Genomic DNA, 25,505 nt, shown 5'->3' with positions numbered 1-25,505 from the left:
GTGCAGTACACACAGCTTGGCACGTCCGGGCGTACTGTGTCTGAGTTTGTGCAAGGAGTGGGCTGGCAGGTCACACCTGCTCGCGTCGCTACGTTGCCCCCAACCGCTACGTCTCCGCTCACCCCGGCAGAGGGCTCCCCGCACCGTAGTCACCGGTCGGCCGTCGTGGGTTGCTCTGGTCGACGGCGCAAGCCATTAGCGTGGCTGAGGCCGGTGGGGGTGCAGCGAGGCATACGCGTGCGCAGTCGGTCGGCGCACCCGCCGTCTTGGCTGGCTGTCGTCGGCTGAGGTTCGTGCCACTGCCGTGCCAGATGCAGCGGTCAGCCACGGTCAACGAGGGTGTCTGGCAGTCGAGTTGCGGGACATCTCGCCAGGCATCGAAGCCGCTGGTCGCCGGCCCTACGCCCCAGCCTCTCTCCTAAAGCGGGTGTCGCAGGTTCGAATCCTGCCGGGGGCACCAGTGCGGAGGCCCCGGACCGATCTTGGTCCGGGGCCTTTGGCGTCTGGTTCTGGGGTCGGTGCAGGCGTGGTCGAGGCGCCTGTGTGGCAAGTGGTCTGTTTATGGGGCAGTCTCAAGGGTGCCCGGGGGCCTATGGCCCTCGATGTCCTCGACGTGTGTCAGGAGGTAGCGGGGACCGTCCGCTGTGTCTGCGACGACGGAGTTGCGCATGGAGACCCAGACGAACGAGCCGTCACGGCGCCCGAGGCGCAGCTCGGCGCGGCCTCCTTCGGCCGAGGCGCGTAGCAGGGTTCCGATGTCCTCGGGATGCACGAGATCGGAGAAGGAGTACCGGCGCATCGTGGACGCCGGCCGGCCGAGCAGTCGGCACAGCGCGTCGTTGGTCCGCAGGAAGCGACCGTGCTGCTCGCCCCCCATCTCGGAGATGGCCATACCGCTGGGCGCGTACTCGAACGCCTGCCGGAACGACTCCTCGCTGGCCCGCAGCGCCTGCTGCTCCCGCTCCAGGCGTACGAGGGCCCGCTGCATGTTCCCGCGCAGCTGGGCGTTGCTTATCGCGACTGCCGCGTGGGCGGCGTAGACCTGAAGCGCCTCTTGGCCCCACGCCCCGGGGTGCCGTCCGTTGCGCGGCCGGTCGACCGAGATGACGCCGAGGAGTTCCCCCTCACGCTCCCGCGGCAGATACATCGGTGCGAACAGCCGGTCGGCGGGGTGCCATGCGTCGTCAAACTGGGGTAAGGGCCCATCGGTGAACAACTGCGGTACGTCGTCGTTGTCGAGAACCCAGCCTTCGGTGTACGGAATGAAGCGGAGCGAGCCCCACCCCTCCCCCATGGTGAGGCGTCGTTCCCAGGAGGCACGCGAGCCCACTCGGCCGGTGATCAGGGCACCGGTGGCAGGACTGCCTGAGGTGGCGGCGACGACCAGGTCACCGTCCGGACGCACCAGATTGACGGCGGCGAGTTCGTAGCCGAGTCCTGCGACGACGCCGTCGGCAACGGACTGAAGGGTGTCGGCGAGGCTCTGCGCGGGCGACACCTGGGTGATGAGCTGGTCGAGCAGGCTCCGGAGGCTGGCGAGTCGGACATACGGTTCCGTCTCGGTGGTGGTCGATTCCGCGTCATACCCGTCGGACGTCTGCGTCGCGGTCCAGTTGTCCCAGCCTCGCTGCGGATTCGCGTCCACAGCGCGGAAAGCCGTGTTGCGAAGGAACGGTGCCTTGCCCAGGCTGTCGCGGCAGAGCCGGTGCGGCTCGGGTAGGGCCTTCAGGCCGAGTTCGACCCGTAATCGCTGGTAGATGGTGTCCAGATCGAGGAATTCGCCGCCTTCCAGGACACCGTCCTTGATCAGTCTGATCAGTTCGCCCGTGAACGCGGTGAACGGCTCGCCGGGCGGGGACAGGGCGACCGCGTTCTCGGCGGCCGCGGCGAGCAGGAAGGTGCCCTCGACCTCCAGTTCGGCTCCGGCGGACTGGATACCGAAGGTACGCGCGCTGTAGCAGCAGTCCGCGATGAGGATCCGTCGGGCGGCGGTGCTGTGCTCGATCGACCGGCGGATCCATTCGTAGGGGACGGCCGTGTCATGCACGGACATCCGGTCGCTGTCCCCGACGGCCAAGTGCAGTTGGCCCGTCCTTGATTCGATCAGCCCGTGCCCCGCGTAGTACACCAGCAGGGTGTCCTTGGCGGCTTCCGCCGCGTCCGCCACGGCCTTGGAGAGCTGACGCGGTGTCCGTGGGTCGAGAACCACATGGCAGTTCTCTGGAGTAAGTCCCCAGATCCCCGGCTGGGCAAAGAGATCCGCGAGCGTCCTCACTCCCTTCTCGACAGCGGGCAGACCGGGCAACATGTCGAACGCGCCGACTCCTATGAGTACCGCGCGCGAGGTCGCGGGGTCAGGCGGAATCGCCACGTCCGTCCCTTTGCTCTTCGGTGCGGTCGTCTTGTTCTTCGGTCCGGCCGTCCTGACTGCCGGTCCGGGCGTCTCCGTCATCGCTCCCGACGTCAGTCAGAGACTCCAGCAGGCACCGCGTCTCCTCCGGCGAGAAGTCGGAGATGGTGATCCGGGCGCCATCAGGGCGTTCCACGGTGATGACCGGCTGCCCTGTCCGTGTCGCGCGCCAGGAGACCAAGGACAGGGCGAGCGAGGCGGCGCTGAAGCCACTGCCCACCACCAGCGAGATCAGATCGATCACATCGCCCTGGGCCCCCGCTCCGGGCGACCGTGCCGTGTCGAGTACGGGACGTGCGTGGCGGCGCGCCAGGGGCTCCGCGAGCAGCCAGGCGTGCAGCGACCGCAGCTCGCTCTCCGCCGTGTCGTCGTCCTTCAAACCGAGGCCCAGCCTCACCCGCGGTCCCTTCGTTTCCGGCCCGCCCACGACAGCGGGTGGGGCAGTCTAGGGCTCATGACGCGGAGCATGACATTCCGGTGATCAAGGAGTCCGGGAAGCGCGGGAAAGAGGGACTTCGGCTCCGCCCGTCCTGTGGATGCGCGATCGGGTCAGGTGCCGGGACTGCCCTCCGGGTGGGTGGATACGCCGACGACGCCGTAGGTGCGGGAGCCGATGGTGAAGTCGCCCAGGGGGGTCATGCCGAAGCCGTCCACGTGGACTCGCCAGGAGGTCTGGTTGGAGAGTTCGATGAAGGCGATCAGCAGGTCGGCCCGGCCCGCGGCGGACCGGAGGGCTGCGGTGAACAGGCCTCGGGCCACTCCCCTGCCGCGGTAGGCGGCGGCGACCACCACGGGGCCGTAGAGGAGGAAGGGGGTGGAGCGGAGGGGGTGGCCCTGCCAGTGCAGGGAGTCCTGGGCGGCCAGAAGTGCCCGGATCGGGGGAGGTGGGCTGGTGAGGTTCTCCGGGGTGGCGAGGCCCAGGAGGCCGGCCAGGTGGCCGTCGTCGTCGGCGACGAGCAAGGTTCCGTGCTCAGCCATCGAGCGCAGTGCCTCCGTGTCGAAAGCGCCCTGTACGAAGCCCTGTTCCGCGCGTTCCCGTTCCGTGAGGGCGTCGTAGTGGTTGGCCGCGAAGAGTTCCGCCATGGCGGGGGCATCGGTCGCGACGGCATGTCGGTAATCCATGACGCTGATCCTGCCGGGTGCGCGGGCGTTTCGATGGCTCTGCCCTCGGGAGGGCTTCCGGCGGGGTGCGAGGACGGGCCCCGACCGCAACCGTCGGCGCCTGAGGGGAGTCGTACCCGCCATGGACGAACCGCGCGCGATGCGCAGGGAGAGAGGGGCGCCGGCCGTCCGCACGGCGGTGGGTGCTGGGGGGATCTGCCTTGCCACGGTGGCGAGTTGGAGCAGCACGTTGCTGGTGGTGCGGGGGCAGGTGGTTCCCGGGTGGGGGGTCAGTGCGGTTCTGCTCGGGCTGGCGGTTGTTCTTCGGTGGGGGCTTCACCGGGTGGGGGGCGCCGCGCGGAGCAGGTGGGTGCGGGTCGGAAGTCGGGTGCTGATCGGCGTCGCCGTGTTCGGCACGGTGTGGGGGGCGGTGGACGATCTGGTCTCGGATGCGAGGTACGTCGTGCTGCGACCCGTGGGGCCGGGAGGGTGTACGGCTGTGGTGCGGGAGACGTCGTTCCTTGTGATCGGGAACGGCGAGGCGTACGCCGTGGGGCGTACGGGGCTGGCGCTGGGTGCGGCGGGGTCCTGGACGGTCGATGACGGTTATCGGCCCGTCGCCGGCGGGACGTACACGTTGGACTGGGGGCCGGGCGGGGGGCTTTTGCAGGTCAGAGGTACGAGTACCGATCCCGTCGTACACGGGGGATTGACGGACGTCGACTGCGGGTGACGGAAACGGGCGGGGCGCTCCCCGTGCCGGACCCGCCGGACCCGTTAGACCCGTCGGACCCGAGGGACCTTCCGGACCCGGCCGGACCCTCGGACCCGACGGACCGGTCGCGCCGCCGGCCCGGCCGCCGCCGTAATCGCCGTCGCCACCACCGGACTTGGCGCCCCCGGTCACCGCCGCCCTGTGTGCCGTGTCGGCGGACGCGGCGGTGAGGGTGGTGAGGCCGGCGAGCAGGCCCGGTAGTGCCAGGGACAGGGCCAGGGCGAACCGCGAACCTAAACAGGACGCCCGATAGTTCGTGGCACTCCGGTGAGGTGGTCAGGTCCGGGTGAAGACGGTCACCGACTGAGGGTCGCAGGACGTGTCCGTGGCGGAGGTCGCGCCGGAGGAGTTCAGGGCCTTGGTCCAGGTGCCGGAGGGAAGGGTGGCGGTGTAGGCCGTGGTCGTCGGGTTGGCGACGACGATCGTGTCGGGGGTGGTCGGGGCGCCGGGGTCGGAGCTGATCCGGGCGATCACCGTGGAGCCGTCGACCTGGGTGGTCAGCTGGTTGTGGATCGCGGACCAGGTCGTCAGCCGCAGGGCGGCGGTGGCTCTGCGCAGGGCGATGGCGTCGCGGTAGTAGGTGAAGGCGCTCGCGTTGGTGATCTTGTCGCCCCAGTGGATCGCGTTGACGCTGTCGGGGGCGTTGTAGGAGTTCTTGGCGGTGTCGTAGTCGCCGTTCACCACCTTGGAGCGCAGGAACTCGTCGCCCTCGGCGATGACGGGGACGCCCTGGGAGGTCAGGACGGTGCCGACGGCGAGGCGGTCGATGCGGCCGGCCGTGCCGGTGGCGCCGCCGGTCGCGCCGGAGTAGGTGATCTTGTCGTAGAGGTTGAGGTTGTCGTGGATCGAGACGTAGTTCATCGTCTGGTCCGGGCGGTCGGCGAAGGCCGGTGTCCACAGGTCGGAGAGGGTCGCGGTGCTGTCGGCGTCGGTGGGTGAGCCGGTCAGGCCGAAGGCGATGGCCGACGGATTGCCCGAACCGCCCATGAATCCCATGACGTTGTCGTTGGTGCCGCCCCGGATGGCGTCCCGGTAGACGCCGTTGAAGGCACCGAAGTGAACGGGGGCGAGTGCGGGCAGGGTGCCGTAGCGGACCTTCTGCGCCTCGTTCGGGTCGCCGGCGCCGCCGTTCCAGGGCTCGCCGTAGAACATCAGGTCGCGGTCGGGGTAGGTGGTCTCCAGGTAATTCGCCCAGTTGTAGGCGTCCTTGTAGTAGTGGACGCCCGCGAGGTCGAAGCGGAAACCGTCGACGCCGTAGTCGCGGACCCAGTGTTCCAGTGAGTCCTGGATCATCCGGCTGACCATCGGGTCGCCGTCGTCGATCGAGTTGCCGGTGCCGGACAGATCGGTCCCGGTGTAGTACTTGCCGGTGATGTTCCCGAACACGCTCTTCGTGTACGTGTGGTTGTAGACCACGTCCATGATCACGCGGATCCCGTTCCGGTGGAACTGGTCGACCATGTCCTTGTATTCGCGGATCCGGTCCTCGGGGGCGGTGAACTGCGAGTACTGCTCCTCCGGGGTGTTGTAGTCCACCGGGTCGTAGCCCCAGTTCGGGACCGTGCTGCCGAAGTCGAACGATGGCATCAACTGGACGGCGGTCACTCCGAGTTGCTTGAGGTGGTCGATGCCGGTCCGCACCCCGCCGTACGTCGTCCCCGTCTGCACCAGGCCGAGGAACTTGCCGCGCTTGGCCGCGTCGACGCCGGAGCTGGGGTCGACGGTGAAGTCGTGGGCGCTCAGCTCGTAGACGACCGCGTCCTCGCGGTTGACCAGGGCCGGGCGGGACCCCCAGCCGCCGGCGGAGGGGGTCACGGCGGCGGTGTCCACGACGACGCCCTGCGTGGTGCCGGGCTTGACCATCTGCGCGTACGGGTCGGGTACGGCGACGCCGCCCACGGAGAACTGGTACGGCTGGTCCTTCAAGTCCCCCGGTACGACGGCCTGGTAGACGTTCGTGTAGCCGCTGAGGGTGGTCGCCGTCATGGCGTGGCTCGCGCCGCCGACGGTCACGGAGACGTTCGAGCTTTCCGGCGACCAGATGCGGAACGTGGTGGCGGCCGAGGTGTACAGCGCGCCCAGGGTGTCGAGCGGGGCGGTGGCCCCCTGGTTGCTCACCACGGTCATCAGGTGGGTCGCGGAGTTGAAGGAGAACGTCGTACGGGCCCCGTCGGCCGGCACCGTGAAGGGGATGTTCGCACCGCCTGCGGCGCCCGCCGCGCCGTAGTTGGTGTCCCAGGAGTGGCCGAGGATGACCTTGGTGTTCCAGGCGCCGGCCGGGATGGCGGTGGTGGTGTAGGTGTAGACGCCGGTGCCCTCGGGGTCCGTCATGGTGGTCGTCGTACAGGTGGCGGACCAGTTCGCGGCGCAGCCGAGGCCGGACTGGTAGTCGCCGGCCGCGGTGACGACCGGCATCGCCGAGTCGTCGGTGACGACATGGGTGTCGGGGTCGTAGACGAAGCCGACCTTCTCGCCGCCGGAGGGGACGGTCAGGGAGATGTTCGCGCCGCCCGGGACGCCGCCTGAGCCGTAGTTCTCGGTCCAGCTGTTGTCGACGGCTGCCTTGTAGGTGTAGCTGCCCGCGGGCAGGTTCAGCGACGCCTTCCAGCGGCCGTCGGCCCGGAGCGTCATCTTCGCCTGGGCGCAGTCGGGTTGCCAGTCGGCGGAGCAGCCCAGCTCGGTGTCGAAGGTGCCCGCCAGGACGACCGAGGTCGGCGCGGCGGCTGGAGCGGCGGGAGCGGCGACGACGGGGGTGGACAGGCCGACACTGCCGCCGCCCAGGAGGGCGATGGAGGCGGCGAGGGTGGCCGCCCGGCGGGCGGCGGTACGGAGGGAGGCGGCGATACGGAGGGAGTTGGCGCCTCTGCATGAGGAGGGTATTCGCCTGCACGGGGACGGTATGCGCCGGGAGAGTCTGCGGCTCATGGGACGACTGCCTCCAGGGCAGGTCACGGCGCCGGCGCGGCCGGCCGCGTGCGGCCCCGGCACCGGTGCCTCGCGCACGGTGGACACGGCAGGGCGGACATGGCCCTGCCGGAGGCGCCGTGCCCTGACCGGTGACACGGTTGCCCCGGGCGACGACGATCGCGCCGGGCCGACCGCCCGTCAAGGTGTCGTGCAAACTCTTTCCGGAACTTGCGGAAGGTCCATTCAGTACCGCTCCGCCTTCGCCACCTCCGGCTTCAGGACCGGCTGCGGCGGCTGGTGGCTGATGGCGTAGGGGTGGACCGTCTGTCCGGGGCGGACGTTCTGCGCGCCGACGTAACGGGTCTCCACGACCTTGCCGTTCGGGTCGCGGAAGTCGACCTGGACGGCGAAGTCGGCGGTCTTGTCCGTGGAGTTGTGGATGTTGACGTGGGCGGCCTGGAGGTCGTTCACCTGGGCGCGGGGGATGCCGCTCAGTGAGACGTCGGAGGCGGCGTTGCCCCGGCCCTGGACGCTCGCCAGCCGCTTGTGGGCTTCCTGGTTCGCCCGTTCGGCCGCCGCCGAGACCGAGGCCTCGAACTCGTCGGCCCGCGCGGAGGCGGAGGAGGCCGCGGCGGAGGCGGAGGCGCGGGCCGAGGCGACGGCGGAGGAGGCGGCCGAGGAGAGGGGGGAGGGCGGGGTGCCCGTGAAGGACTCCGTGGCGGGGGGCGTGGGGCTGGGTCTGACGGTCGTACCGCCGCCGTTGTTGTTGCCGCCGCCGCAGGCCGTGAGGGTCAGGGTGCCCGCGGTGGCCAGTACCGCGACGGCCACGCCCGCACTCCGCAGACGCCGGACCCGCAGCCGTCGTCCGCCCCTCGACACGCCGCTACCCATGGCATCCGTTCCCTTCCGGCCGACCCGTCGATGTCCGGTTGATCCGTGATCGCCCGGTTACGGCCTCATGCTGCCCCACGGGGAACGCGCACGCGACCGGGGCGTGCGGGGTGGGGGACGGGAGGGAGAGGAGGAGTGAGGGAAGAGGGGGGCCACCCATCGGCCGTCCCTGTATTTGCACGCCGGCCACCCCCGCGTTGGAATCGAATGTGAGGCTTTTCGGGAGCAGCGGCGTGTCCGGGGGGCGGCCCGCTCCGGGTTCCGGGGTGGGGCGGAAGGGGCTTCGCGGGGACACGCTGGGGATGTTCTCCTCGGTCGTCATGGCGCTGGCGTCGACCGGACCGGCGTACAGCCTCGCCGCCACGCTGGGGATCATCGTGGCGGGGGTGGGGCTCCAGGCGCCGATCGTGACCATGCTGGCGTTCGTGCCGATGCTGCTGATCGCGTACGCCTACCGGGAGCTGAACGCGAGCGACGCGGACTGCGGGACGACCTTCACCTGGGCGACCCGGGCGTTCGGGCCGCGCACCGGGTGGATGGGCGGCTGGGGGCTGATCGTCGCCAACATCATCGTCATGGCGAACCTCGCCACCGTCGCCGGTGCCTACGGGTTCCGGCTGGTGGGTCTCGACTCGCTGAGCCAGAGCCGGCTGTGGGTCACGGTCGCCGGGGTCGTCTGGATCGGGCTGCTCACCGCGATCTGCTACGTCGGCATCACGGTCTCCGCGGCCGTACAGCGCTGGCTGCTGTGTCTGGAGGTCGCCGTCCTGCTGCTGTTCGCCGTCGCCGCGCTGGTCCGCGTCTACACCGATCCGCCGTCGACCGCGATCCATGTCTCCACGTCCTGGTTCAACCCCTTCGAGGTGTCCTCCGTACGGGCCCTGACCTCGGGCGTCCTCGCGGGCGTCTTCATCTACTGGGGCTGGGACACCGCGGTGTCCGTCAACGAGGAGACCGTCGACAGCACCCGGATCCCCGGCCGGGCCGCCGTACTGTCCCCCGTGCTGCTGCTGGTCATGTACGGGCTGGTCGCCACCGCCGCGCAGTCCTTCGCGGGCGTCGGCACCACCGGTATCGGGCTGGGCAACGCCGATCACCACGACGATGTGTTCTCGGGACTCGGGGAAGCGGTCTTCGGCGGTGGCGGCACCGGGCTGTTCCTGTCCCGGCTGCTGATCCTGATGGTGCTGACCTCGGCGCTGGCCTCCGCGCAGACCACCATCCTGCCGCTGGCCAGGACCGTCTTCTCGATGGCCGTGCACAAGGCGGTGCCCGCCCGGTTCGCCCGGGTGCACCGCAGGTTCCTCACCCCGACCTGGGCCACGCTCGGCATGGGCGTGGCCTCCGTCGCGCTGCTCGTCCTGCTGTCGTCCTTCAGCCGCAACGTTCTCGCCGACTCGGTCGACTCCGTCGGTCTCGCGATCGCCTTCCAGTACGGCCTGACCGGCTTCGCCTGCCTCTGGTACCACCGCAAGGTCCTCACCCGCAGCCCCCACGACCTGATCTGCAAGGGCCTGATGCCGGGGCTCGGCGGGCTGCTCATGGTGCTGCTGTTCGGGTACGCCGCCTTCGTCGTCTACGCCGAACCGGGGTACGGCGCGAGCACCGTCGACCTCCCCGTGGTCGGGCGGGTCGGCGGGGTGACCGTCCTCGGGCTCGGCGCTCTCGCGATCGGCTTCCTGCTGCTGCCGGTCGTCACCCGGGGGCACAGCACGGCGCTCAAGCTCCAGCGCAGCCTGCTGCCGGGCCGGCTGCCCCCGCAGACCGCGTGCGAGACGGCGAGCCGCTATCTGCCCGCCGACAACGGGTCCGGGGTGGGCGGCGACTGGTACGACGTGATCGGGCTGTCCGGCGCCCGGGTGGGCCTGGTCGTCGGGGACGTGCTCGGGCACGGGCTGCCCGCCGCCGCGACCATGGGCCGGCTGCGCACCGGGCTGCGGGTCCTCGCCCGCCTCGACCTGTCCCCGGACGAGGTCCTCACCCGGCTCGACGACCTCGCCGAGCAGACCGCCCAGGAGCGCGCGCCCGCCCCGAGCAGCACCGCCCCGGTGCCCGGCCATGCCCCGCCCCCCGCCGACGAGGCGTTGGTGACCTGTCTGTACGCGGTGTACGACCCGGTCTCCGGATGGTGCAGCATGGCGCGCGCGGGCGGCCCGCCGCCGGTGCTGGTGGCCGGGGACACGGGCGTCGCCCGGAGTCTCGACGTGCCGCCGGGGCCGCCGCTGGGGGTCGGCGGTCTGCCGTATCAGAACACCGAGCTGCGGCTCGCCCCCGGCAGTGTCCTCGCGCTGTTCACCGCCGGGCTGCTCCAGGCGGCCGATCAGCAGGACGAGGGGCTGCGCCGGCTCGCCGACTCCCTCACCGGCCCTCGGGGGTCCCTGACCGAGCTGTGCGAGCAGACGGTGAGCGCGATGCTGACCGGCGCGGTGGACGAGGACGCGACGCTGCTGCTGGCCCGCACCCGGCTGCTCGACCGGACCCGGCTCGCCCAGTGGGAGCCGGCCGCCGATCCGGCCGCGGTCGCCGCCCTGCGCAGCAGCGTCAGCAAGCAGCTGGACGACTGGGGTCTTGACGAGCTGGCTTTCACCACCGAGGTCATCGTCAGCGAGCTCGTCACCAACGCCATCCGCTATGTCGGCGGCCCCATCCAGGTGCGTCTGATCCGGGACCGCACCCTGACCTGCGAGGTCTCCGACACCGGGCACACCACCCCGAATCTGCGGCACGCGGCGAGCGACGACGAGGGCGGCCGGGGGCTGTTCATCATCGCCCAGATGACCCACCGCTGGGGCACCCGCTACACCCCCACCGGCAAGGTCATCTGGACCGAGCAGACCCTTCCACCGCCGCCGACGCAGGGGTGATCAGCGGGCGGGGGGTACGGCGGCCCGCCGCGGCCAGTACGAGGGTCACGGCGACCGAGCCCGCCGCCATCAGCGCCATCCCCGCGGCCGGGGTGGACAGTTGGGCCACCGCGCCCGCGGCTGCCGCGCTCGCGCCCTGCATGGTCAGCATGCCGGAGGAGTGCAACCCGAGTGCCTGGCCCGCTAGTTCGCCGGGGGTGAGGTCCATCAGCCGCTCCTGCTGCACAAGGCTCGCACCGAAGCCGACGGAGGCGAGGGTGACACAGAGCGCGGCGAGCGGCAGCGGCGGATGCGCGGCGAACGCCAGATAGGGCACGGCGAGCAGAAGCAGCAGCGGTGTCGCCAGCCGCCGGCGCACCCCGGGCGGCAGCAGCCGGCCCACCGTGACGTCCCCGGCGAACATCCCGAGCGCCCCGCAGGCGAACAGGGTGCCGGCCGCGTGCGGGGCGTACGACACGTACAGGGACTCGCAGCCGACGACCATGCCGTTCGGGAGCCACAGGCCCAGATAGGTGAGACGGCGCGAACGGTCCGACCACAGCGTGGAGTTGGCGCGCCACGTGGCCGAGGCGGAGGGGCGGCCCGCGCTGCGCGGCGGGCGGGCGGACAGGCCGAGGCGCAGCGCGAGCCCGGCCGTCAGGTACAGGGCCGCCGACAGCAGCAGGCAGACGCGGGGCGACAGCGCGGCCAGCAGGGCGCCGCCGGTGGCGAATCCGGCGATCTGGGTCAGGCCGCTCATCATGTTGAACACCGAACGCCCGGGCAGATAGCCGTCCTTGGCCAGGATCTCGTTCAGCAGGCCCCAGCGGACCCCGCCGCCGAGCGAGGCCACCAGGCCCATCGCGAGCAGCACGGCGAAGACCGCGCCGACCGGCAGTCCGGGCAGCGCCTGGAGCGCGGTGCCGGCCGTGAAGACGAGCGCGATCGCCGTCAGGGCCGTACGGGGTGGCAGCCGGTCGGCGCCGGACAACAGAACGGTGGCGCCGAGGACTTGGGCCAGGGAGGGGCCGAACATGCTCACCGCGGACAGCAGTGGGGAGCCGGTGGCCCGGTAGACGAGGGTGCCGAGGGCGAGGCCGCCGACGGTGCCGGCCGCCGTCTGGGCGGCCGAGCCGAGGAAGAGCGGGGTGAACTCGGGGGTGCGGAACAGGGATCTGTAGCTGGTCACACCGGGGAGTCTCGGCCGGGCCGGGCCGGGCCGTTATTGTTTCGCGGCAGCGCGAAAGGTCGTACGGGGGACATCGGTTCGGGGGTTGCGGTGGGCTGGTGGGAGGTCAACGCGGACACGCTCGCGCGCAGCCGGTTCGTGATCTCGCCGCTCGCGGAGACGTTCGCGCGGCTGAAGCTGCTGCACGCGGGCGAGGCGGCGCATCCCGGTGAGCGGGACTGGCTGCGGGCCCATCTGCCCTCGTACCAGGCCCTGTTGGCCGCCGATCCGGTGACGGACCGGCTGGTGCGGGCGGGCCTCGGGCGGGACTGGATCGCCGACTTCCTCACCCCCACGCCCCGCGACGGGGAGGAGTTCGCCGCGGAGGTCGCCCGGGTGCGCTCGGTCGCGCCGGACCTCGCCCGCGGGCATCTGCGCACCGCCCTGGCCGGGCCGCTGCCCGCCGTGCTGGACCGGGAGGACCTGCCCGAGCGGGCGGCCGCGCTCCTGGAATGGGTGTGGCGGGAGGCCGTACGGCCGTACTGGGGGCGGCAGCGGCGGGTGCTGGAGGCGGATGTGGTCGCGCGGACCGCGCGGGCCGGGCAGGGCGGCTGGGTGAGCGTGCTGGACTCGCTGCGGCCCGGCCGCACCCGGTGGCTGGGCCGGAACCGGCTCCAGGTCAATCTGCACGAGTACCCGCCGCGTGAGATCTCCGGCGCCGAGATGCTCTTCGTGCCGGTCACCCCGCAGCGGCACGGCTGGGTGTCCTGGGACGACGGGGAGCGGTACGCCCTGGTCTACCCCTGCGCGGGCGTCCTCGCCGACGCCGGGGCCCGCGCGGTCCCGGCCGCCCTCGCCACCCTGCTCGGCCCGGCCCGCGCGGGCGTCCTGGTCCTCCTCGACTCCCCCATGACCACCAGCCAGCTCACGGCGGTGACGGGCCAGGGGCTCGGTTCGGTCGGGCGGCATCTGAAGGTGCTGCGGGAGGCGGGGCTGGTGGTGGGGCGCAGGACCGGGCGGTCGGTGCTGTACGGCAGGACGGCGGCCGGGGACACGGTGGTGGCGGCGGCCGCGCCCGCCGAGCCGGGGTGACCGCCGCCGCCCGCAGGACACCTCGGCCGCATACCATCGCGCCCATGACCACTGTGCTGAACACCGAGATCGGCGCCCTCACCGGCGGCGCCGCGAACCTGCCGCAGTACGCGGGCAAGGCCGTCCTCATCGTGAACGTGGCCTCCAAGTGCGGCCTGACCCCGCAGTACGCGGGCCTGGAGAAGCTCCAGGAGCGCTACGCCGAGCGCGGCTTCACCGTGCTGGGCGTGCCCTGCAACCAGTTCCTCGGGCAGGAGCCGGGCAGCGCCGAGGAGATCGCCGAGTTCTGCTCGGCGACGTACGGCGTGACCTTCCCGCTGACCGAGAAGGTGGAGGTGAACGGCGAGGGCCGGCACCCCCTCTATGAGCGCCTGGTGGGCTTCGCGGACGAGGCGGGCCACAGCGGCGACATCCGCTGGAACTTCGAGAAGTTCCTGATCGGCCGGGACGGCACCGTCGTCGCCCGGTTCTCGCCGCAGGCCGAGCCGGAGTCGGCGGAGGTCGTCGCGGCGATCGAGGCCCAGCTCGGCTGACCACGCTTGACCTTGCCCCTGGGGCAGGGCGGAGCGTCGCTGTCGCCGGGCGGGGAGGAACCGCCCGGCGACGGAGGATGACATCGGTGCACGAGGATCTGCTCACCATCGGGGCGTTCGCCGCGCGGGCCCGGCTGTCCGCCAAGGCCCTGCGGCTGTACGACCGCCTCGGCCTGCTCGCCCCGGCGTACGTCGACGGGGCGAGCGGCTACCGCTACTACCGCGCCGCCCAGGTGGAGCGCGCCCGGCTGGTCGCCCTGCTGCGGCAGCTGGACATGCCGCTGGCCCGGATCGCCGAGGTGGCCGGGGCCGAGGGCACCGAGGCGGCCCGGCTGCTGGGCGCCTACTGGGCGGACGTGGAGGCCCGGGTGGCCGGGCAGCGGACCCTCGCCGAGTACCTCCGTGGACGGCTGTCCGGGAGGAGTGACGAGATGTACGGGAAGTTCGCGGTCGAGACGGTGGACGTGCCGGCGCGGGTGGTGATCACCGAGTCGCGGCACACGCTGGCGGACGAGCTGCCGGCCTGGATCGGCGCCGCGCTGGGCCGGCTCGAGGCGGCCGCCCAGGAGTGCGGGGGTGTGGTGGCGGCGCCGTTCGTCGTCTATCACGCCGAGGTGTCGATGGAGAGCGACGGCCCCGCGCAGGCCTGTGTGCCGGTGGCCGACGAGGCGGCGGCGCGGGCCTGGGCCGGGCGGCAGGGGCGGGGCCGGGAGACCGGGGTGCGGGTGGAGCCGGCGGCCCGGCTGGCGTACGTCCGGATCACCAAGGCGCAGGTGGCGCATCCGCAGATCCTCGCCGCGTTCGAGGCGGTGGAGGAGTGGCTGGGCCGGGAGGGGCTGGAGCCGGCCGGGCCCTGCCGGGAGATCTACTTCGCCGACTGGGCCGCGGCGGGGCCCGAGGACCCGGTGTGCGACGTGGCGTTCCCGGTGCGCGCCCGCTGAGTCGGCCCGGCCCGCGGGGCCGGGCACGACCGAGCCCTCTCGGCAAGGACGGCGTCTGGTCGAGAGGGCTCTTGGGTGGTGCGTGTGCAGTTGTGATCGCCGGAACGGCGATCAGGGACGAGGCCCGCGAGCCCCTTACGCCTTGACCGAGGCCACGAAGGCGTTCCACGCGTCGGCGGGGAAGGCCAGGATCGGGCCCTCGGCGACCTTGGAGTCACGGACGGCCAGTTCGGCGGTGACGGGCGACTTGACCTCCACGCAGGCGCCGTTGCCCGCGGAGTAGGAGGACTTCAGCCACGTCTCCGAAGCGCCCTGAATCAGTGCCATGTCCACTCCTGTGTGCGAGTTGCGATAGTGCGGGTTCACGCCAACCCGATGTCCGATTGGCGTGATCGACGCTACCGGGCAACTGCCTTGGCCGGAGGGGGCGTTCACTCGACCGGATGGCATATTCCAACGTACCTTCCACGGGAGCGCGCCCACCCTGTAGGATCACGCGCCCTGCGCGGCCGGGCCCTATTCCGTGTACCGCTGCGCCGTCTCGTCGATCAGCTGCCGGGACGCCTCCACGCTGAGGGACTGGGCCCGCAGATGCTCGTACATCACGGCGTACTTCTGCACGTCCTGGGCCTTCTCCAGGTACAGGTCGCTGGTGACGCCCTCCAGGTAGACCACGCTGGAGTCGGCCGCGTCGGCGAACTCCAGGATCGCGTACTGGCCGTTGAGCCCCGGATGCGCGCCCACCTCGAACGGCATCACCTGCACGGTGACATGGGGCAGCTCGGACAGCTTCAGGGGGTGCTCCAACTGCTCGCGCATCACGCGCTTGCCGCCGACGACTCGGTGCAGCGCGGCCTCGTCCAGGACGATCCAGAGCCGCAGCGGGTCGTTCTCGGTGGTGATCCGCTCCTGGCGGCGCATGCGCACGCCCACGCGCTTCTCGATCTCCGCGGCCGAGGTCTCCGGCAGCGCGCCGCGCACCAGTGCCTCGGCGTACGCCGGGGTCTGGAGCAGACCGGTGACGATCTGGGGTTCGTAGACCCGCAGCGACTCGGCGTCGGTCTCCAGACCGATGTACACGCTGTAGGGGATGTCCCCGAAGGTGTGCCACCAGCCCTGCTGTCTGGAGTCCCGGGCCATCTCCATCAGCGAGTCCACGACCCGCTGGTCCTCGACCTCGTAGACGCCGCACAGATCGCGCACATCGCGCTGGCTGATGCTGCGGCGGCCGTTCTCCAGACGGCTGATCTTCGACTGGGACACGAGCAGACGCTCGGCGACCTCTTCGGCCGTCATGTTCTTCTGCTCGCGGAGTTTTCGAAGCTCCTGGCCCAGCCGGCGCCGCCTAACGGTGGGATTGACATTGGACGCCACGGGACGCGCACCTCCGGCTGCTGCCTGTACTGACACTTTCCGTATCTGCTGCTGAGCAGATTGCCACCAAGGCGCGCACCGGCGCTGGGAAATGCTCGATATGCGGCACGCATGCGTGTCTGTTCGGGCGCCGGTTCGCGCGGGCCGCCCGGGACGGGCACGGTTCCGGATACGGCCGAGCGGGGTGACGGGACCCGGAGGTCCCGCCACCCCGCTCGCCCTGCGGCTCCCGAACCGGGCCTGTGGGGACGGTCGTTGCGGCGCGGTGGATCAGTGGGCCACGGCGCGGGCCATGGACCCGTGGCGCGGCTGCATCGGCACCCCGTGCGCGGGTTCGGCCGCGGACCGGGGTCCCGGCCCGGGCGGCCGGCCCGTGACGACCGGAGCGCGGCGCGGCGGTGCGGCCGCGCCGTTCTGCACGTCCATCACGGCGTGCGCGACGAGCCCGCCCATCGGGTCGTGCCGGATCAGATCCCGCAGCCGGGAACGGGACGATCGGCCCTCGTTGCCCGGATACAGATGCTTGCCCAGCCCGACGGCGTGCGCCAGGGCGGCGAGCGCCGCGGTCCGCGGGTCCGGCGGTACGCCGGTGCGGATCGCGGAGTCCAGCCGGCCTCGGATCTCCCGGCTGATGGCTGTCTCCGTCGCCTGGTAGCGCGTCGTCGGCAGCACTCCGCACATCTGGCCCGGCACCGCGGCGACCATGCCGCACCGCTCCAGATGCGAAAGGTACGTCTGGCGCAGCCCCAGCCGGGGCCCGCCGATCCAGTGGACGGCTCGCACCGGAGCGCCGCGCCTTCGCAGCAACTCCAACGCGCAGTCCAGAGTTGGATCTCCTGTCGGCCGTGGCACCACCACGGCGATACGATCCCCGTCTGGGGCTATCCGTCCGGCCAGCGCCAGCTCCACTAGCTGTGCACCGGCCAGACCGAGGTCGAGCGACTGCGGCTGTGCAGTGGTACCCGTGGCCGGGTCCAGTGCCAGCAGCAGAAGCTCCTCCGGAAGTGTTCTGCGGCTCCTGCCCATCCATGCCTCCCCGCGTGGATGAATGACAGGGTGACCCCTCTCACATTGGTCTGTCGAGGGCGCGTGACCGGTTCGTGAGGGAACCGGTAGGTATGTCGTTCTCGTCTATCGCAGGGGCCAAGCCCTCACACAGGACACTGGTACATGGTTCGGACAGGGCGCGCGCGTAGGCGTGCGGCGCATGAGGAGGCATCGGTGGCGGGCGAGTCCCCCGACAGGTCGAAGCAGCGCGAGTCGTCGGCAGGAGCGACGTCGGGGAACGCGGATTCGGTTCCCGAGGCCCGCGATCCCCGCCTCGCGGTGGCCCGGAGCGGGTCCGGTGGGAGCACCGGGGCCGGGGCCGGTGGCGGGCAAAAGGATTCCTCGAACGGCGGCGCGGACACCGCGACGAAGGTGTTCCGCACCCCCGCGGTCGAGGAGGACACCGCCCTGCGCAACGCGGTCTCGTCCTGGGTCCGGGACGCGGACGACCCGGAGGCGTCAACGGACGCTCCCGCGAAGGACGCTGAGGACACCGAGGGCGGCACGGACGCGAAGGAAGCGACGGGCGCGATAAGCGACGGCGCGGGCTCGGAGGCTGCGGACACGGGTGCGGCTGACGCCGGCTCCGGTGCGGACGCGAAGGCCACCGCCGAGGGCAACGGCGCGGAGGCGGACGCCGGTTCCGGTGCGAAGGGTGACGGCGCGAAGGCCGGGGCCGGGAGCGTGAAGGCGGGGCCCGATGACGGCGACGGCAGCGCGAAGGCCGACGCCAAGGGCGAGCTGAAGGCCCAGGAGGCCGGTGCCGAGGACGAGAAGGCCCCGGCGGGCGCCGACGCGGCCGAGGGCTCGGAGCCGGGCGCCGACGCGGAGGACGGCTCCGACACGAAGGCCGGTGCCGAGGAGAAGGCTTCCGCCGGCGATGCCGCCGCTGCCGCGGCCGCCCGCGCCAAGACCGCCGCCGAGACGGCCGGCGCGGAGGCGGAGGCCCTGGCGGACGACGCGGCCGCGAAGGCGGGCACCGGTGCGAAGGCCGCTTCCGGTACGGAGACCGGCGCTCGGCCGAAGACTCCGGCGGGCGCCGACACCGCGGGCGCGACGGCCGACGCCGAGGCGAAGACCGACGCCGGGGCGAAGACCGCTTCCCGTACGGAGACCGGCGCTCAGCCGAAGACTCCGGCGGACGCCGACACCGCGGGCGCGACGACCGACGCCGAGGCGGAAGGTGACGCCGACGCGAAGGCTGACGCCGACCCGAAGAGTGACGCCGAGGCCGGGGCCGGGGCCGAGGAGAAGGGCGCCGAGGGCGGGGGCGAGGCCCGGAAGACCGGCGACGGGCCCGCGGACGCCGATGGCGCGGAGGACCCTCAGGGGCCGCCCGCGGCTGACGACGAGAGCCGCACGGGTGGTGCGGGTACGAAGACGGCCGGAGGCGAAGCCGAGGGCAAGGGCAAGACCGGCGGAGCGGATGCCGTCGACCAGCCGACCGCCATCTTCAAGGCCGTACGCCCCAAGGACCAGGTCGACCAGCCCACGACCATGCTCAAGGTCGGCAAGGGGGCCAAGCAGGACGAGCCCGAGTCCGAGCGCACCAGCAAGTTCGTCGCGCTCAAGGACGACGTCCGGCACAAGCCCGCCGCCACGCCGGCCGACGAGACCACCGCCGTCCCCCAGATCGGCCCCGAGCGCACCACCCAGCAGCCCCTGCCCCCCAAGCCCCCGCTCGACCTCCTCGCGGAGCTGACCAACACCCCGCCGCCCCCGGAGACCCCGGTCCGCACGGCGCTGCGACGGGTCAAGATCTGGACCCCGCTGGTCCTCCTGCTGGTGATCATCTTCGCGGTCGTACAGACCCTGCGCCCCCTCCCGTCCCCCACCCTCGCGCTGACCGCGAAGGACAGCTACACCTTCGACGGCGGCCGGGTGAACCTGCCGTGGCCGAGCGAGGGCCAGGGCTGGATGGACGGCGACGGCATCGGCACGATGGGGAACTTCGGCAAGCAGACCCCCGTCGCCATCGGCTCGGTCGCCAAGACGATGACCGCGTACATCATCCTGCGCGACCACCCGCTGAAGCCGGGCCAGGAGGGCCCGAAGATCAAGGTGGACGCCACGGCGGAGAAGGAGGGCGGCTACAACAAGAGCGGTGAGTCAACCCTCAACACCGTCCACGCCGGCGACTCCCTCACGGAGAAGCAGGCCCTGTCGGCCGTCATGATCCCCTCCGCCAACAACATCGCCCGGCTGCTGGCCCGCTGGGACGCGGGCTCGGAGGCGGCGTTCGTGCAGAAGATGAACGCCACCGCCAAGCAGCTGGGGATGACCGGTACGACGTACACCGACCCCTCGGGCCTGAAGGAGACCACCGTCTCCACCGCCCAGGACCAGGTGAAGCTCGGCCGCGCGGTCGTGAAGATCCCCGCCCTGGTCACCATCACCAGCGCCGCCAGCTGGACCGACCCCACCGGCCAGAACTGGCCGAACTACAACTCGCTCCCCTACTGGATCGGCGCCATCGGCATCAAGACCGGCACCACCACCGCGGCCGGCGGCAACCTCCTGTTCGCCGCCCGCAAGAAGGTCGGCGGCCAGACGGTGACCGTCGTCGGCGCGATCCTCGGCCAGCACAAGCCGTCGATCCTGGACACCGTCAACGAGGTCAGCAAGACCGCGCTGCTCGGCGCCGAGCACGCGCTGACCTCGGCGAAGATCCTGAAGAAGGGCGATGTCGTCGGCTACGTGGACGACCAGCTCGGCGGGCAGACCCCGATCGTGGTCACCCAGGACGTCACCGCGGTCGGCTGGTCCGGTCTGAAGGTCAAGCTGTCCTTCGCCGCCGGCACCGTCCCGCACACCGCGAAGGCCGGCACCCAGGTCGGCGCCCTCACGGTGGGCGACGGCAGCACGGCCGGCGTCAAGGTCCCGGTGGCCCTCCAGCAGGATCTGGCCGAGCCCGGCTTCGGCGCGAAGCTCACCCGCATCGGCTGAGCGCACGTCCCGCACACCCCCCGCGCACCCCGTCACAGCGCCCCACCCGGGCGCCCCGTGGCGGGGTGCGTGCTAGCGTCACGAATCGGGGCAGGTCGCCGGTTCCCGGGACACGGCCGCGAACTGGACGAGAAGCGGCCGGGAAACCGAAGAAAACGGCCGAGAACAGAAGACGGGACACGGGGAGTGCCTTCAGGTGGCCACTGCGGAGCCGACACGCGCCGACGACGCCGGACCGGGCCCGGAAAACGGCCCACGAATACGCCTGTCCACGCCTGACGCGGACACCGGCGCGAAGGGTCGTACAAGCGGCCGTACGAGCAGCCGTACGAGCGGTCGTACGACCGCCGGTGCGAGCGATCGTACGGACGACGTGCCCGGCACCCGCCTCACCCGCCTCCTCGCGCCCCTCGAACCCCTTCGCGCCCGTATGCTGCGCCACCCGGTGCTGTGGGTCACCGTGCTCGCCGGCGTGCTGCACATCATCTGGTTCTTCACGTTCGCGAACAGCGGCGGCGATCTCGCGGCGCAGGACGCCTGGGCGGAGTTCGTCGGCCGGCACCCGGACTCGGCGTACAACCTCGCCTGGTACGGGGGCATGCACCCGGTGTCGTACAGCGTGGTGTCGCCGTATCTGATGGCGGTCCTCGGCGTCCGTACGACGATGATGATCGCCGGCACCGCCTCGGCGGGCCTGCTGACGCTGATCCTCATCCGCAGCCGGGCCGTGCGGAACCCCCTATGGGCCTCGATGGCCGGAGTCTTCGCGCTGCTATGCAACGCGATGTCGGGCCGGGTGACCTTCGGGCTCGGCACGATGATCGCGCTCGGCGCGGTGGCGGCGGTGTTCTGCTGGCCGTACCGCTGGCGGCACAAACGCTGGGCGAAGGCGGCGGTGGCGGCCCCGCTGGCCGGGCTCTCCACCATGGCCTCGCCGGTCTCCGGACTGTTCGTCGGCCTTGTCGCGGTCGCACTGTTTTTGCAGAAGCGACGGCCGGGTGCATGGGCGCTCGGACTGGCCCCCGCGGCGGTGGTGGCCGCGTCGTACTTCCTCTTCCCCTTCTCCGGCACCCAGCCGATGACGATCGGCTCGGTCAGCCTGCCGCTGATCTACGGCCTGCTCTGCCTGTTCCTGGTGCCGAAGGAATGGATCACGGTCCGGCTGACGGCGGCCGTCTACAGCGCCATGGTGGTGGCCGTGTGGGTGGTCAGCTCGCAGATCGGTTCGAACATCTCGCGGCTGCCGATGCTGTTCGCGGGCGCGACGCTGATCGCGGCGCTGCCGTTCACCGTGCCGAAGTCGCGGAAGTGGTACGCGACGGTGGTGGCGTTCCTGGGGTTCGTCGGATGGATCGGCTACAAGTCGGTCGACGACATCATGCACACGACCCCGACCGCGTCCTGGGCGCACGAGCTGGCGCCGCTGGTCAACCAGTTGCAGAAGGTCGGCGCGGAACGGGGGCGGGTGGAGGTCGTACCGGCGCGTTCGCACCGCGAGGCGTCCGCGCTCGCGCCGTACGTCAACCTGGCGCGGGGCTGGAACCGGCAGGCCGACATGGAGCGCAACCCGCTCTTCTACGACGACACGCTCAACTCGGCGAACTACCACGAGTGGCTCCAGCGGTGGGCCGTGCACTTCGTGGTGCTGCCCAAGGACAACCCGGACGGGGACGGCGGTGAGCGCGAGCAGCAGCTGCTGCGGCGCGGGATGCCGTACCTGACGCAGATCTGGGGCGATGCCAACTGGCAGCTGTTCAAGGTGACCGACCCGACCCCGCTGGCCGAGCCGAACGCGCGGGTGGACCGTGCCGAGCAGGGCGAGATGACCCTGGATGTGCGCAAGGCCGGCCGCATCCTGATCCGGATCCCCTACTCCCCCTGGCTCAGCGTGGTCGACGCCCACGGCAAGAGCCTGAAGGGCCCGCAGGTGATCCCCTCGCCGCCGGGCACTGAGAAGAAGTACCGCAATGTCAACGGGTGCCTCATGGAGACCCCCGAGGACGCGAACGGCGACAAATGGACGATGCTGATCGCGCCGCGCGCGGGCACGTACCGGCTGGCCGCCCCGTACCAGTTGCCGCGGGGCACGCCGTGTCCCGACGCCCTGAAGTAGGCGCCTGGGGTCCGGAGGAGAGGCCCTAGCGCGGATACCGGGCCAGCCACCCCGGTGCCGAGCCCGCCGGGCCGTGCAGGGCGGGGCCCTGGGTCATCTCCATGGCGAAGTCGTCGGCGAGTTCGAGGATGGTGGGGCGGCCCTCCAGCTCGGCGAGCCAGGCCGGGGGCAGGGCGGTCTCGCCGTGGAGGGCGCCCAGCAGGGCGCCGGTGAGGGCGCCGGCGGCGGCCGAGGGACCGCTCTGGTTGACGGCGAGGCACAGGCCGTGCCGTACGTCCTCGCCGACCAGGGCGCAGTAGACGGCGGCCGCGAGCAGCCCGTCGGCCGTGCCGTCGCCGGTCAGTTCCTCCACCCGCGCGGGGCTCGGCATGCCCTGCCGTACCGCGCCGAGCGCGTGCTGGAGGGCGTCGGAGACCGGCTGGTGGCCGGGGCGGACGGCGAGCAGGGCGAGGGCCTGCTGCACGGCGCCGTCCAGGCTCTCCCCGCGGGCGAGGCCGTGCACGATCACGGCGTACGCGCCCGCCGACAGGCAGCCGACCGGGTGGCCGTGGGTCTGCGCCGCGCACTCCACCGCGAGCTGCACGACGAGCTGGGGCTCCCAGCCGACCAGCAGCCCGAAGGGCGCGGAGCGGGCGACCGCCTCCGGCCCCCGCTCGGCGGGGTTCTTGGGCTTGTCCAGCGTGCCCATCTTGTCGTCGCCGAACCCGATGAGCAGCGACCTGCTCGGCCCCCGGCGCGCGTACAGCCACTCCTCGCGGGCCAGCCAGCCGTCCTCCGCGCGGCGCTCGTCCGGCCCCCAGTCCCGCTGGGTGGCGGCCCAGCGCAGATACGCGCGGTGCAGATCGGTCGGCGGATGCCAGGCGCCGGTGTCGCGGCGCACCTGCGCGCGGATCAGCCCGTCCACGCTGAACAGGGTCAGCTGGGTGTGGTGGGTGATGGTGCCGCGCCGCCCGTGCCCCGCGGTGAGGTCGAGCAGCCCCTCGGGGCCGTGGGCCGCGCGGATCTCCTCCAGGGTGAGCGCGTCGACGGGCCCGCCGAGCGCGTCGCCCACGGCGGCCCCGAGCAGGGTGCCGCGCACCCTGCTGCGAAAGTCCTGCTGCTCGGCACGGCCCCAGACGGCACCGGTCGTCGTCGCCACCCAGACCCTCCTCAGGCACCGTCCGCCCGCACGACGGTCCGCACTCTAATCGACCGCGAAGACGGCCCTCGGTGGGCCGGGGCGACCCTCACGGGTCATTCACGTCCGCCGATGACCGCTTCGACACCATCCAGAATGCGATCCAGCCCGAATTCGAGCGGATCGATGCCGTCCGGTTGAAATGCGCCGTCCGCGATGGCCTTGGTGAGTGCGGGGAAGCGTTCGGCGTGCCGTGCGAGGAGGTCGGCGGCGAGCCGGTCCCATTCGGCCGACTGCTCCTCCTCGTGGTCGGCCTGCTGCTGGGCGACGTTGCGCACGAGCCCGATCAGCAGCAGGAAGACGCGGTGCCGCTGGGCGCCGTCGAGGCCGGTGGGTTCGAGGGCGGCGAGCGCCGCGTCCAGCCAGCGCAGCTGCCGGGGGCCGAGGGCACGGCGGCGCAGGGCGGTGGCGGTGAGCAGCCAGGGGTGGGCGGCGTACACATCCGCGCACTGCCGGGTCCACGCGCGTACGGCCTCGCGCCAGCGCCCGTCCTCGCCGCTCTCCGGCATCTCGGGCCCCTCCCCCATCACCTCCTCCACCATCAGCTCGACCAGCTCGGTCTTGCCGGGGACGTACCGGTACAGGGCCATCGCCGACACCCCGAACCCGCCGGCGACCTTGCTCATGGAGACGGCGTCGAGCCCTTCCCGGTCGGCCAGTTCGGCGGCGGCCGCGGCGATGCGCCGGGGGGTCAGCTTCGGCTTGGGCCCCCGGGTGGGCTGCTCCTGCTCGCCCCAGAGAAGGGCGAGGACGGCACGGGGGTCGCGCGTCTCGTCCTGCTGCCCCTTGCTCCGTACGCCGTCCCGTTCGACCACGATCCGCTCCCGACTCCCCTGCGGTACCCGCCCCTTGACCGGCACCCCATCAACTGTATATACCGTAAACCACAGCCTACTGCTGACGACATAAACAGTTTAGGGGGAACACCATGCTGCTGACCTATCGCGCCCTGAAACGCCGCGCCCTCGCCAAGTCCCTCCGGATCACCACCCCGAACGGCGTCGACGAGTCGTCGTACGTCCGTATCGGCGGCGTCGACCAGTGGATCTCCGTCCGGGGCGAGGACCGGTCGAACCCCGTGCTCCTGGAGCTCCACGGCGGTCCCGGCGCCTCCAACTCGATCTTCACGCCGCGCACCCGCGCCTGGGAGCGGCACTTCACGATCGTCCGCTGGGACATGCGCGGCGCGGGCCGGACCTTCGCGGCGCACGGCCCGGCCGGCCAGGGCGAGCTGACCCTCGACCGCCTCTACGCCGACGCGCTGGAGGTCACCGACCACATCCGCGCCCGCCTCGGCATGCCGAAGGTCGTCCTGCTCGCCAACAGCTTCGGCACCGTCACCGGCCTGCGCCTGGCCCGCGACCACCCCGAGCGCTACTCGGCGTACGTCGGCACGGACCAGAACATCATCGCGGGCGGCACGGACAGCTCCGCCTACGACGATCTGCTCGCCCGTCTGCGCGGCGCCGGTAAGCGGCGGCAGCTGTCCCGGCTGACCGCGATGGGCCCGGACCCCACGTCCTGGTCCGCCGAGGAGTGGTCCTGCTACGCCAAGACGGTCACCACGACCGACCCCCTGACCTACGACACCATGAAGACGGTCGTCATCCGCTCCCTCTGGTTCTCCCCCCTCCACACCCTGCGCGACCTGCGCGCCTACCTGAAGGGCATGACCTTCTCCGAACAACTGGGCCCACAGGCCATGTCCTTGGACGAATACGCGGAGGGCACCACCTTCCACCTCCCCGTCTTCCTCTTCCAGGGCGCCTCCGACGTCCTCACCCCACCGGAACCGGCCCGCCGCTTCCACGACCACCTGACGGCTCCCCTCAAGGACTTCGCCCTCATTCCCGACGCCTCCCACTTCGCCGCCTTCCGGCGTCCGGATGTGTTCCTGGAGCTGCTGGTGGGGAGGGTGAGGCCGGTGGTGACGGGGGTGGGGGTGGGTGGTTGAGTCCGCAGCCGCGGGCGCCCACGTCGGCTTCCAACTCCCGCAGGCAAGCAGCCCGGTGAGGGTGACGTTCGACGGCGACGAACACGGCACGGTGTAAGAGGCAGTACGGCGGTGACGCGGCACGCGTCGCCGATTCCGTCCCCGCCCTAACGCCACCTTCGAGCGGGCGCCGAAGCCGTCGATCACCTTCGTACAAGAAGAGGTGACCCTGCGGCGGCAGCCGGAACGCCGCC

Annotated in this window: 17 protein-coding genes and 2 pseudogenes; 7 read left to right on the top strand and 12 right to left on the bottom strand. The window is 71.7% G+C overall.

Translation table 11 applies throughout. The features are described 5' to 3' along the window. Positions 1-598: 598 nt before the first annotated feature. The 6 genes and pseudogenes from cdgB to HEP81_RS21855 all read right to left on the bottom strand — a co-directional run. A pseudogene (cdgB, locus tag HEP81_RS41580) lies at positions 599-1,522 on the bottom strand (diguanylate cyclase CdgB); the annotation flags it as partial. 222 nt (positions 1,523-1,744) lie between these two features. After that, a pseudogene (locus HEP81_RS41575) lies at positions 1,745-2,452 on the bottom strand (caspase, EACC1-associated type); the annotation flags it as partial. Beyond that, a complete protein-coding gene (locus HEP81_RS21870) occupies positions 2,355-2,807 on the bottom strand; it encodes an effector-associated constant component EACC1 (RefSeq protein ID WP_051850290.1) in 453 nt (150 codons plus the stop codon). The pseudogene HEP81_RS41575 and the gene HEP81_RS21870, both read right to left, overlap by 98 nt. 152 nt (positions 2,808-2,959) lie before the next feature. Next, positions 2,960-3,532 carry a GNAT family N-acetyltransferase gene (locus HEP81_RS21865; protein ID WP_037657756.1) on the bottom strand — a complete coding sequence of 191 codons (573 nt, stop codon included), beginning with the start codon at positions 3,530-3,532 and terminating at the stop codon, positions 2,960-2,962. Between the two features lie 1,030 nt (positions 3,533-4,562). Beyond that, a complete protein-coding gene (locus HEP81_RS21860) occupies positions 4,563-7,211 on the bottom strand; it encodes a pullulanase X25 domain-containing protein (RefSeq protein ID WP_051850291.1) in 2,649 nt (882 codons plus the stop codon). A 225-nt stretch (positions 7,212-7,436) separates the two neighbouring features. Further along, positions 7,437-8,021 carry a hypothetical protein gene (locus HEP81_RS21855; RefSeq protein WP_106979961.1) on the bottom strand — a complete coding sequence of 195 codons (585 nt, stop codon included), beginning with the start codon at positions 8,019-8,021 and terminating at the stop codon, positions 7,437-7,439. A gap of 365 nt (positions 8,022-8,386) precedes the next feature. On the opposite strand from HEP81_RS21855, the gene HEP81_RS41570 reads away from it, so the two are divergent. Beyond that, positions 8,387-10,948, top strand: a complete 2,562-nt coding sequence (locus tag HEP81_RS41570) for an amino acid permease (protein WP_063755248.1) — start codon at positions 8,387-8,389, stop codon at positions 10,946-10,948. Here HEP81_RS41570 and HEP81_RS21845 read toward each other — a convergent pair. Continuing rightward, the gene (locus HEP81_RS21845; protein WP_037657760.1) at positions 10,902-12,116 is read right to left on the bottom strand and encodes an MFS transporter; all 1,215 of its coding nucleotides are present in this window, start codon (positions 12,114-12,116) and stop codon (positions 10,902-10,904) included. The two genes, HEP81_RS41570 and HEP81_RS21845, sit on opposite strands and share 47 nt — an antisense overlap. Before the next feature lie 90 nt (positions 12,117-12,206). Here HEP81_RS21845 and HEP81_RS21840 point away from each other — a divergent pair, with 90 nt between their 5' ends. The 3 genes from HEP81_RS21840 (at position 12,207) to HEP81_RS21830 (ending at position 14,661) form a co-directional block, all read left to right on the top strand. Beyond that, a complete protein-coding gene (locus HEP81_RS21840; RefSeq protein ID WP_037657762.1) occupies positions 12,207-13,187 on the top strand; it encodes an ArsR/SmtB family transcription factor in 981 nt (326 codons plus the stop codon). 44 nt (positions 13,188-13,231) lie between these two features. Next, positions 13,232-13,720 carry a glutathione peroxidase gene (locus tag HEP81_RS21835; protein ID WP_037657763.1) on the top strand — a complete coding sequence of 163 codons (489 nt, stop codon included), beginning with the start codon at positions 13,232-13,234 and terminating at the stop codon, positions 13,718-13,720. Positions 13,721-13,797: 77 nt separating this feature from the next. Continuing rightward, the gene (locus tag HEP81_RS21830; protein WP_037657764.1) at positions 13,798-14,661 is read left to right on the top strand and encodes a MerR family transcriptional regulator; all 864 of its coding nucleotides are present in this window, start codon (positions 13,798-13,800) and stop codon (positions 14,659-14,661) included. Positions 14,662-14,796: 135 nt separating this feature from the next. On the opposite strand, the gene HEP81_RS21825 is transcribed toward HEP81_RS21830, so the two are convergent. From HEP81_RS21825 to HEP81_RS21815, 3 genes are all read right to left on the bottom strand, one after another. Continuing rightward, on the bottom strand, positions 14,797-14,988 hold the full coding sequence (locus tag HEP81_RS21825; protein ID WP_037657766.1) for a DUF397 domain-containing protein: 192 nt from the start codon (positions 14,986-14,988) through the stop codon (positions 14,797-14,799). Between the two features lie 189 nt (positions 14,989-15,177). Next, a complete protein-coding gene (locus tag HEP81_RS21820; protein WP_190276023.1) occupies positions 15,178-16,035 on the bottom strand; it encodes a helix-turn-helix domain-containing protein in 858 nt (285 codons plus the stop codon). 270 nt (positions 16,036-16,305) lie between these two features. Continuing rightward, positions 16,306-17,061, bottom strand: coding sequence for a GOLPH3/VPS74 family protein (locus HEP81_RS21815; protein WP_037657770.1), 756 nt, complete (start codon positions 17,059-17,061; stop codon positions 16,306-16,308). 195 nt (positions 17,062-17,256) lie between these two features. On the opposite strand from HEP81_RS21815, the gene HEP81_RS21810 reads away from it, so the two are divergent. Beyond that, positions 17,257-20,028: a D-alanyl-D-alanine carboxypeptidase gene (locus HEP81_RS21810; RefSeq protein WP_037657772.1), complete on the top strand. Its 2,772-nt coding sequence runs from the start codon at positions 17,257-17,259 to the stop codon at positions 20,026-20,028. A 196-nt stretch (positions 20,029-20,224) separates the two neighbouring features. Beyond that, positions 20,225-22,141 carry an MFS transporter gene (locus HEP81_RS21805; RefSeq protein ID WP_172636935.1) on the top strand — a complete coding sequence of 639 codons (1,917 nt, stop codon included), beginning with the start codon at positions 20,225-20,227 and terminating at the stop codon, positions 22,139-22,141. A 25-nt stretch (positions 22,142-22,166) separates the two neighbouring features. On the opposite strand, the gene HEP81_RS21800 is transcribed toward HEP81_RS21805, so the two are convergent. Both HEP81_RS21800 and HEP81_RS21795 read right to left on the bottom strand, forming a co-directional pair. Continuing rightward, a complete protein-coding gene (locus tag HEP81_RS21800; protein ID WP_037657774.1) occupies positions 22,167-23,279 on the bottom strand; it encodes an ADP-ribosylglycohydrolase family protein in 1,113 nt (370 codons plus the stop codon). A gap of 95 nt (positions 23,280-23,374) precedes the next feature. Beyond that, positions 23,375-24,178 carry a TetR/AcrR family transcriptional regulator gene (locus tag HEP81_RS21795; protein ID WP_243279516.1) on the bottom strand — a complete coding sequence of 268 codons (804 nt, stop codon included), beginning with the start codon at positions 24,176-24,178 and terminating at the stop codon, positions 23,375-23,377. A 68-nt stretch (positions 24,179-24,246) separates the two neighbouring features. On the opposite strand from HEP81_RS21795, the gene HEP81_RS21790 reads away from it, so the two are divergent. After that, positions 24,247-25,272 (top strand): alpha/beta fold hydrolase, encoded by a 1,026-nt coding sequence (locus HEP81_RS21790; RefSeq protein ID WP_037657776.1) that lies wholly within the window; start codon positions 24,247-24,249, stop codon positions 25,270-25,272. The last annotated feature ends 233 nt before the right edge of the window (positions 25,273-25,505 follow it).

Origin of the sequence: Streptomyces griseofuscus, from assembly GCF_014673495.1 — a bacterium.
Taxonomy (GTDB): domain Bacteria; phylum Actinomycetota; class Actinomycetes; order Streptomycetales; family Streptomycetaceae; genus Streptomyces; species Streptomyces murinus.
The sequence above is the reverse complement of the archived record's forward strand: the minus strand, read 5'-3'. Positions and strand labels throughout refer to the sequence as shown.

Coding starts and splice junctions, on each gene's coding strand:
- HEP81_RS41570 (WP_063755248.1), top strand. CDS start 8,387: ATGTTCTCCTCGGTCGTCATGGCGCTGGCGTCGACCGGACCGGCGTAC.
- HEP81_RS21860 (WP_051850291.1), bottom strand. CDS start 7,211: ATGAGCCGCAGACTCTCCCGGCGCATACCGTCCCCGTGCAGGCGAATA.
- HEP81_RS21825 (WP_037657766.1), bottom strand. CDS start 14,988: ATGGCACTGATTCAGGGCGCTTCGGAGACGTGGCTGAAGTCCTCCTAC.
- HEP81_RS21835 (WP_037657763.1), top strand. CDS start 13,232: ATGACCACTGTGCTGAACACCGAGATCGGCGCCCTCACCGGCGGCGCC.
- HEP81_RS21865 (WP_037657756.1), bottom strand. CDS start 3,532: ATGGATTACCGACATGCCGTCGCGACCGATGCCCCCGCCATGGCGGAA.
- HEP81_RS21815 (WP_037657770.1), bottom strand. CDS start 17,061: ATGGGCAGGAGCCGCAGAACACTTCCGGAGGAGCTTCTGCTGCTGGCA.
- HEP81_RS21790 (WP_037657776.1), top strand. CDS start 24,247: ATGCTGCTGACCTATCGCGCCCTGAAACGCCGCGCCCTCGCCAAGTCC.
- HEP81_RS21830 (WP_037657764.1), top strand. CDS start 13,798: ATGACATCGGTGCACGAGGATCTGCTCACCATCGGGGCGTTCGCCGCG.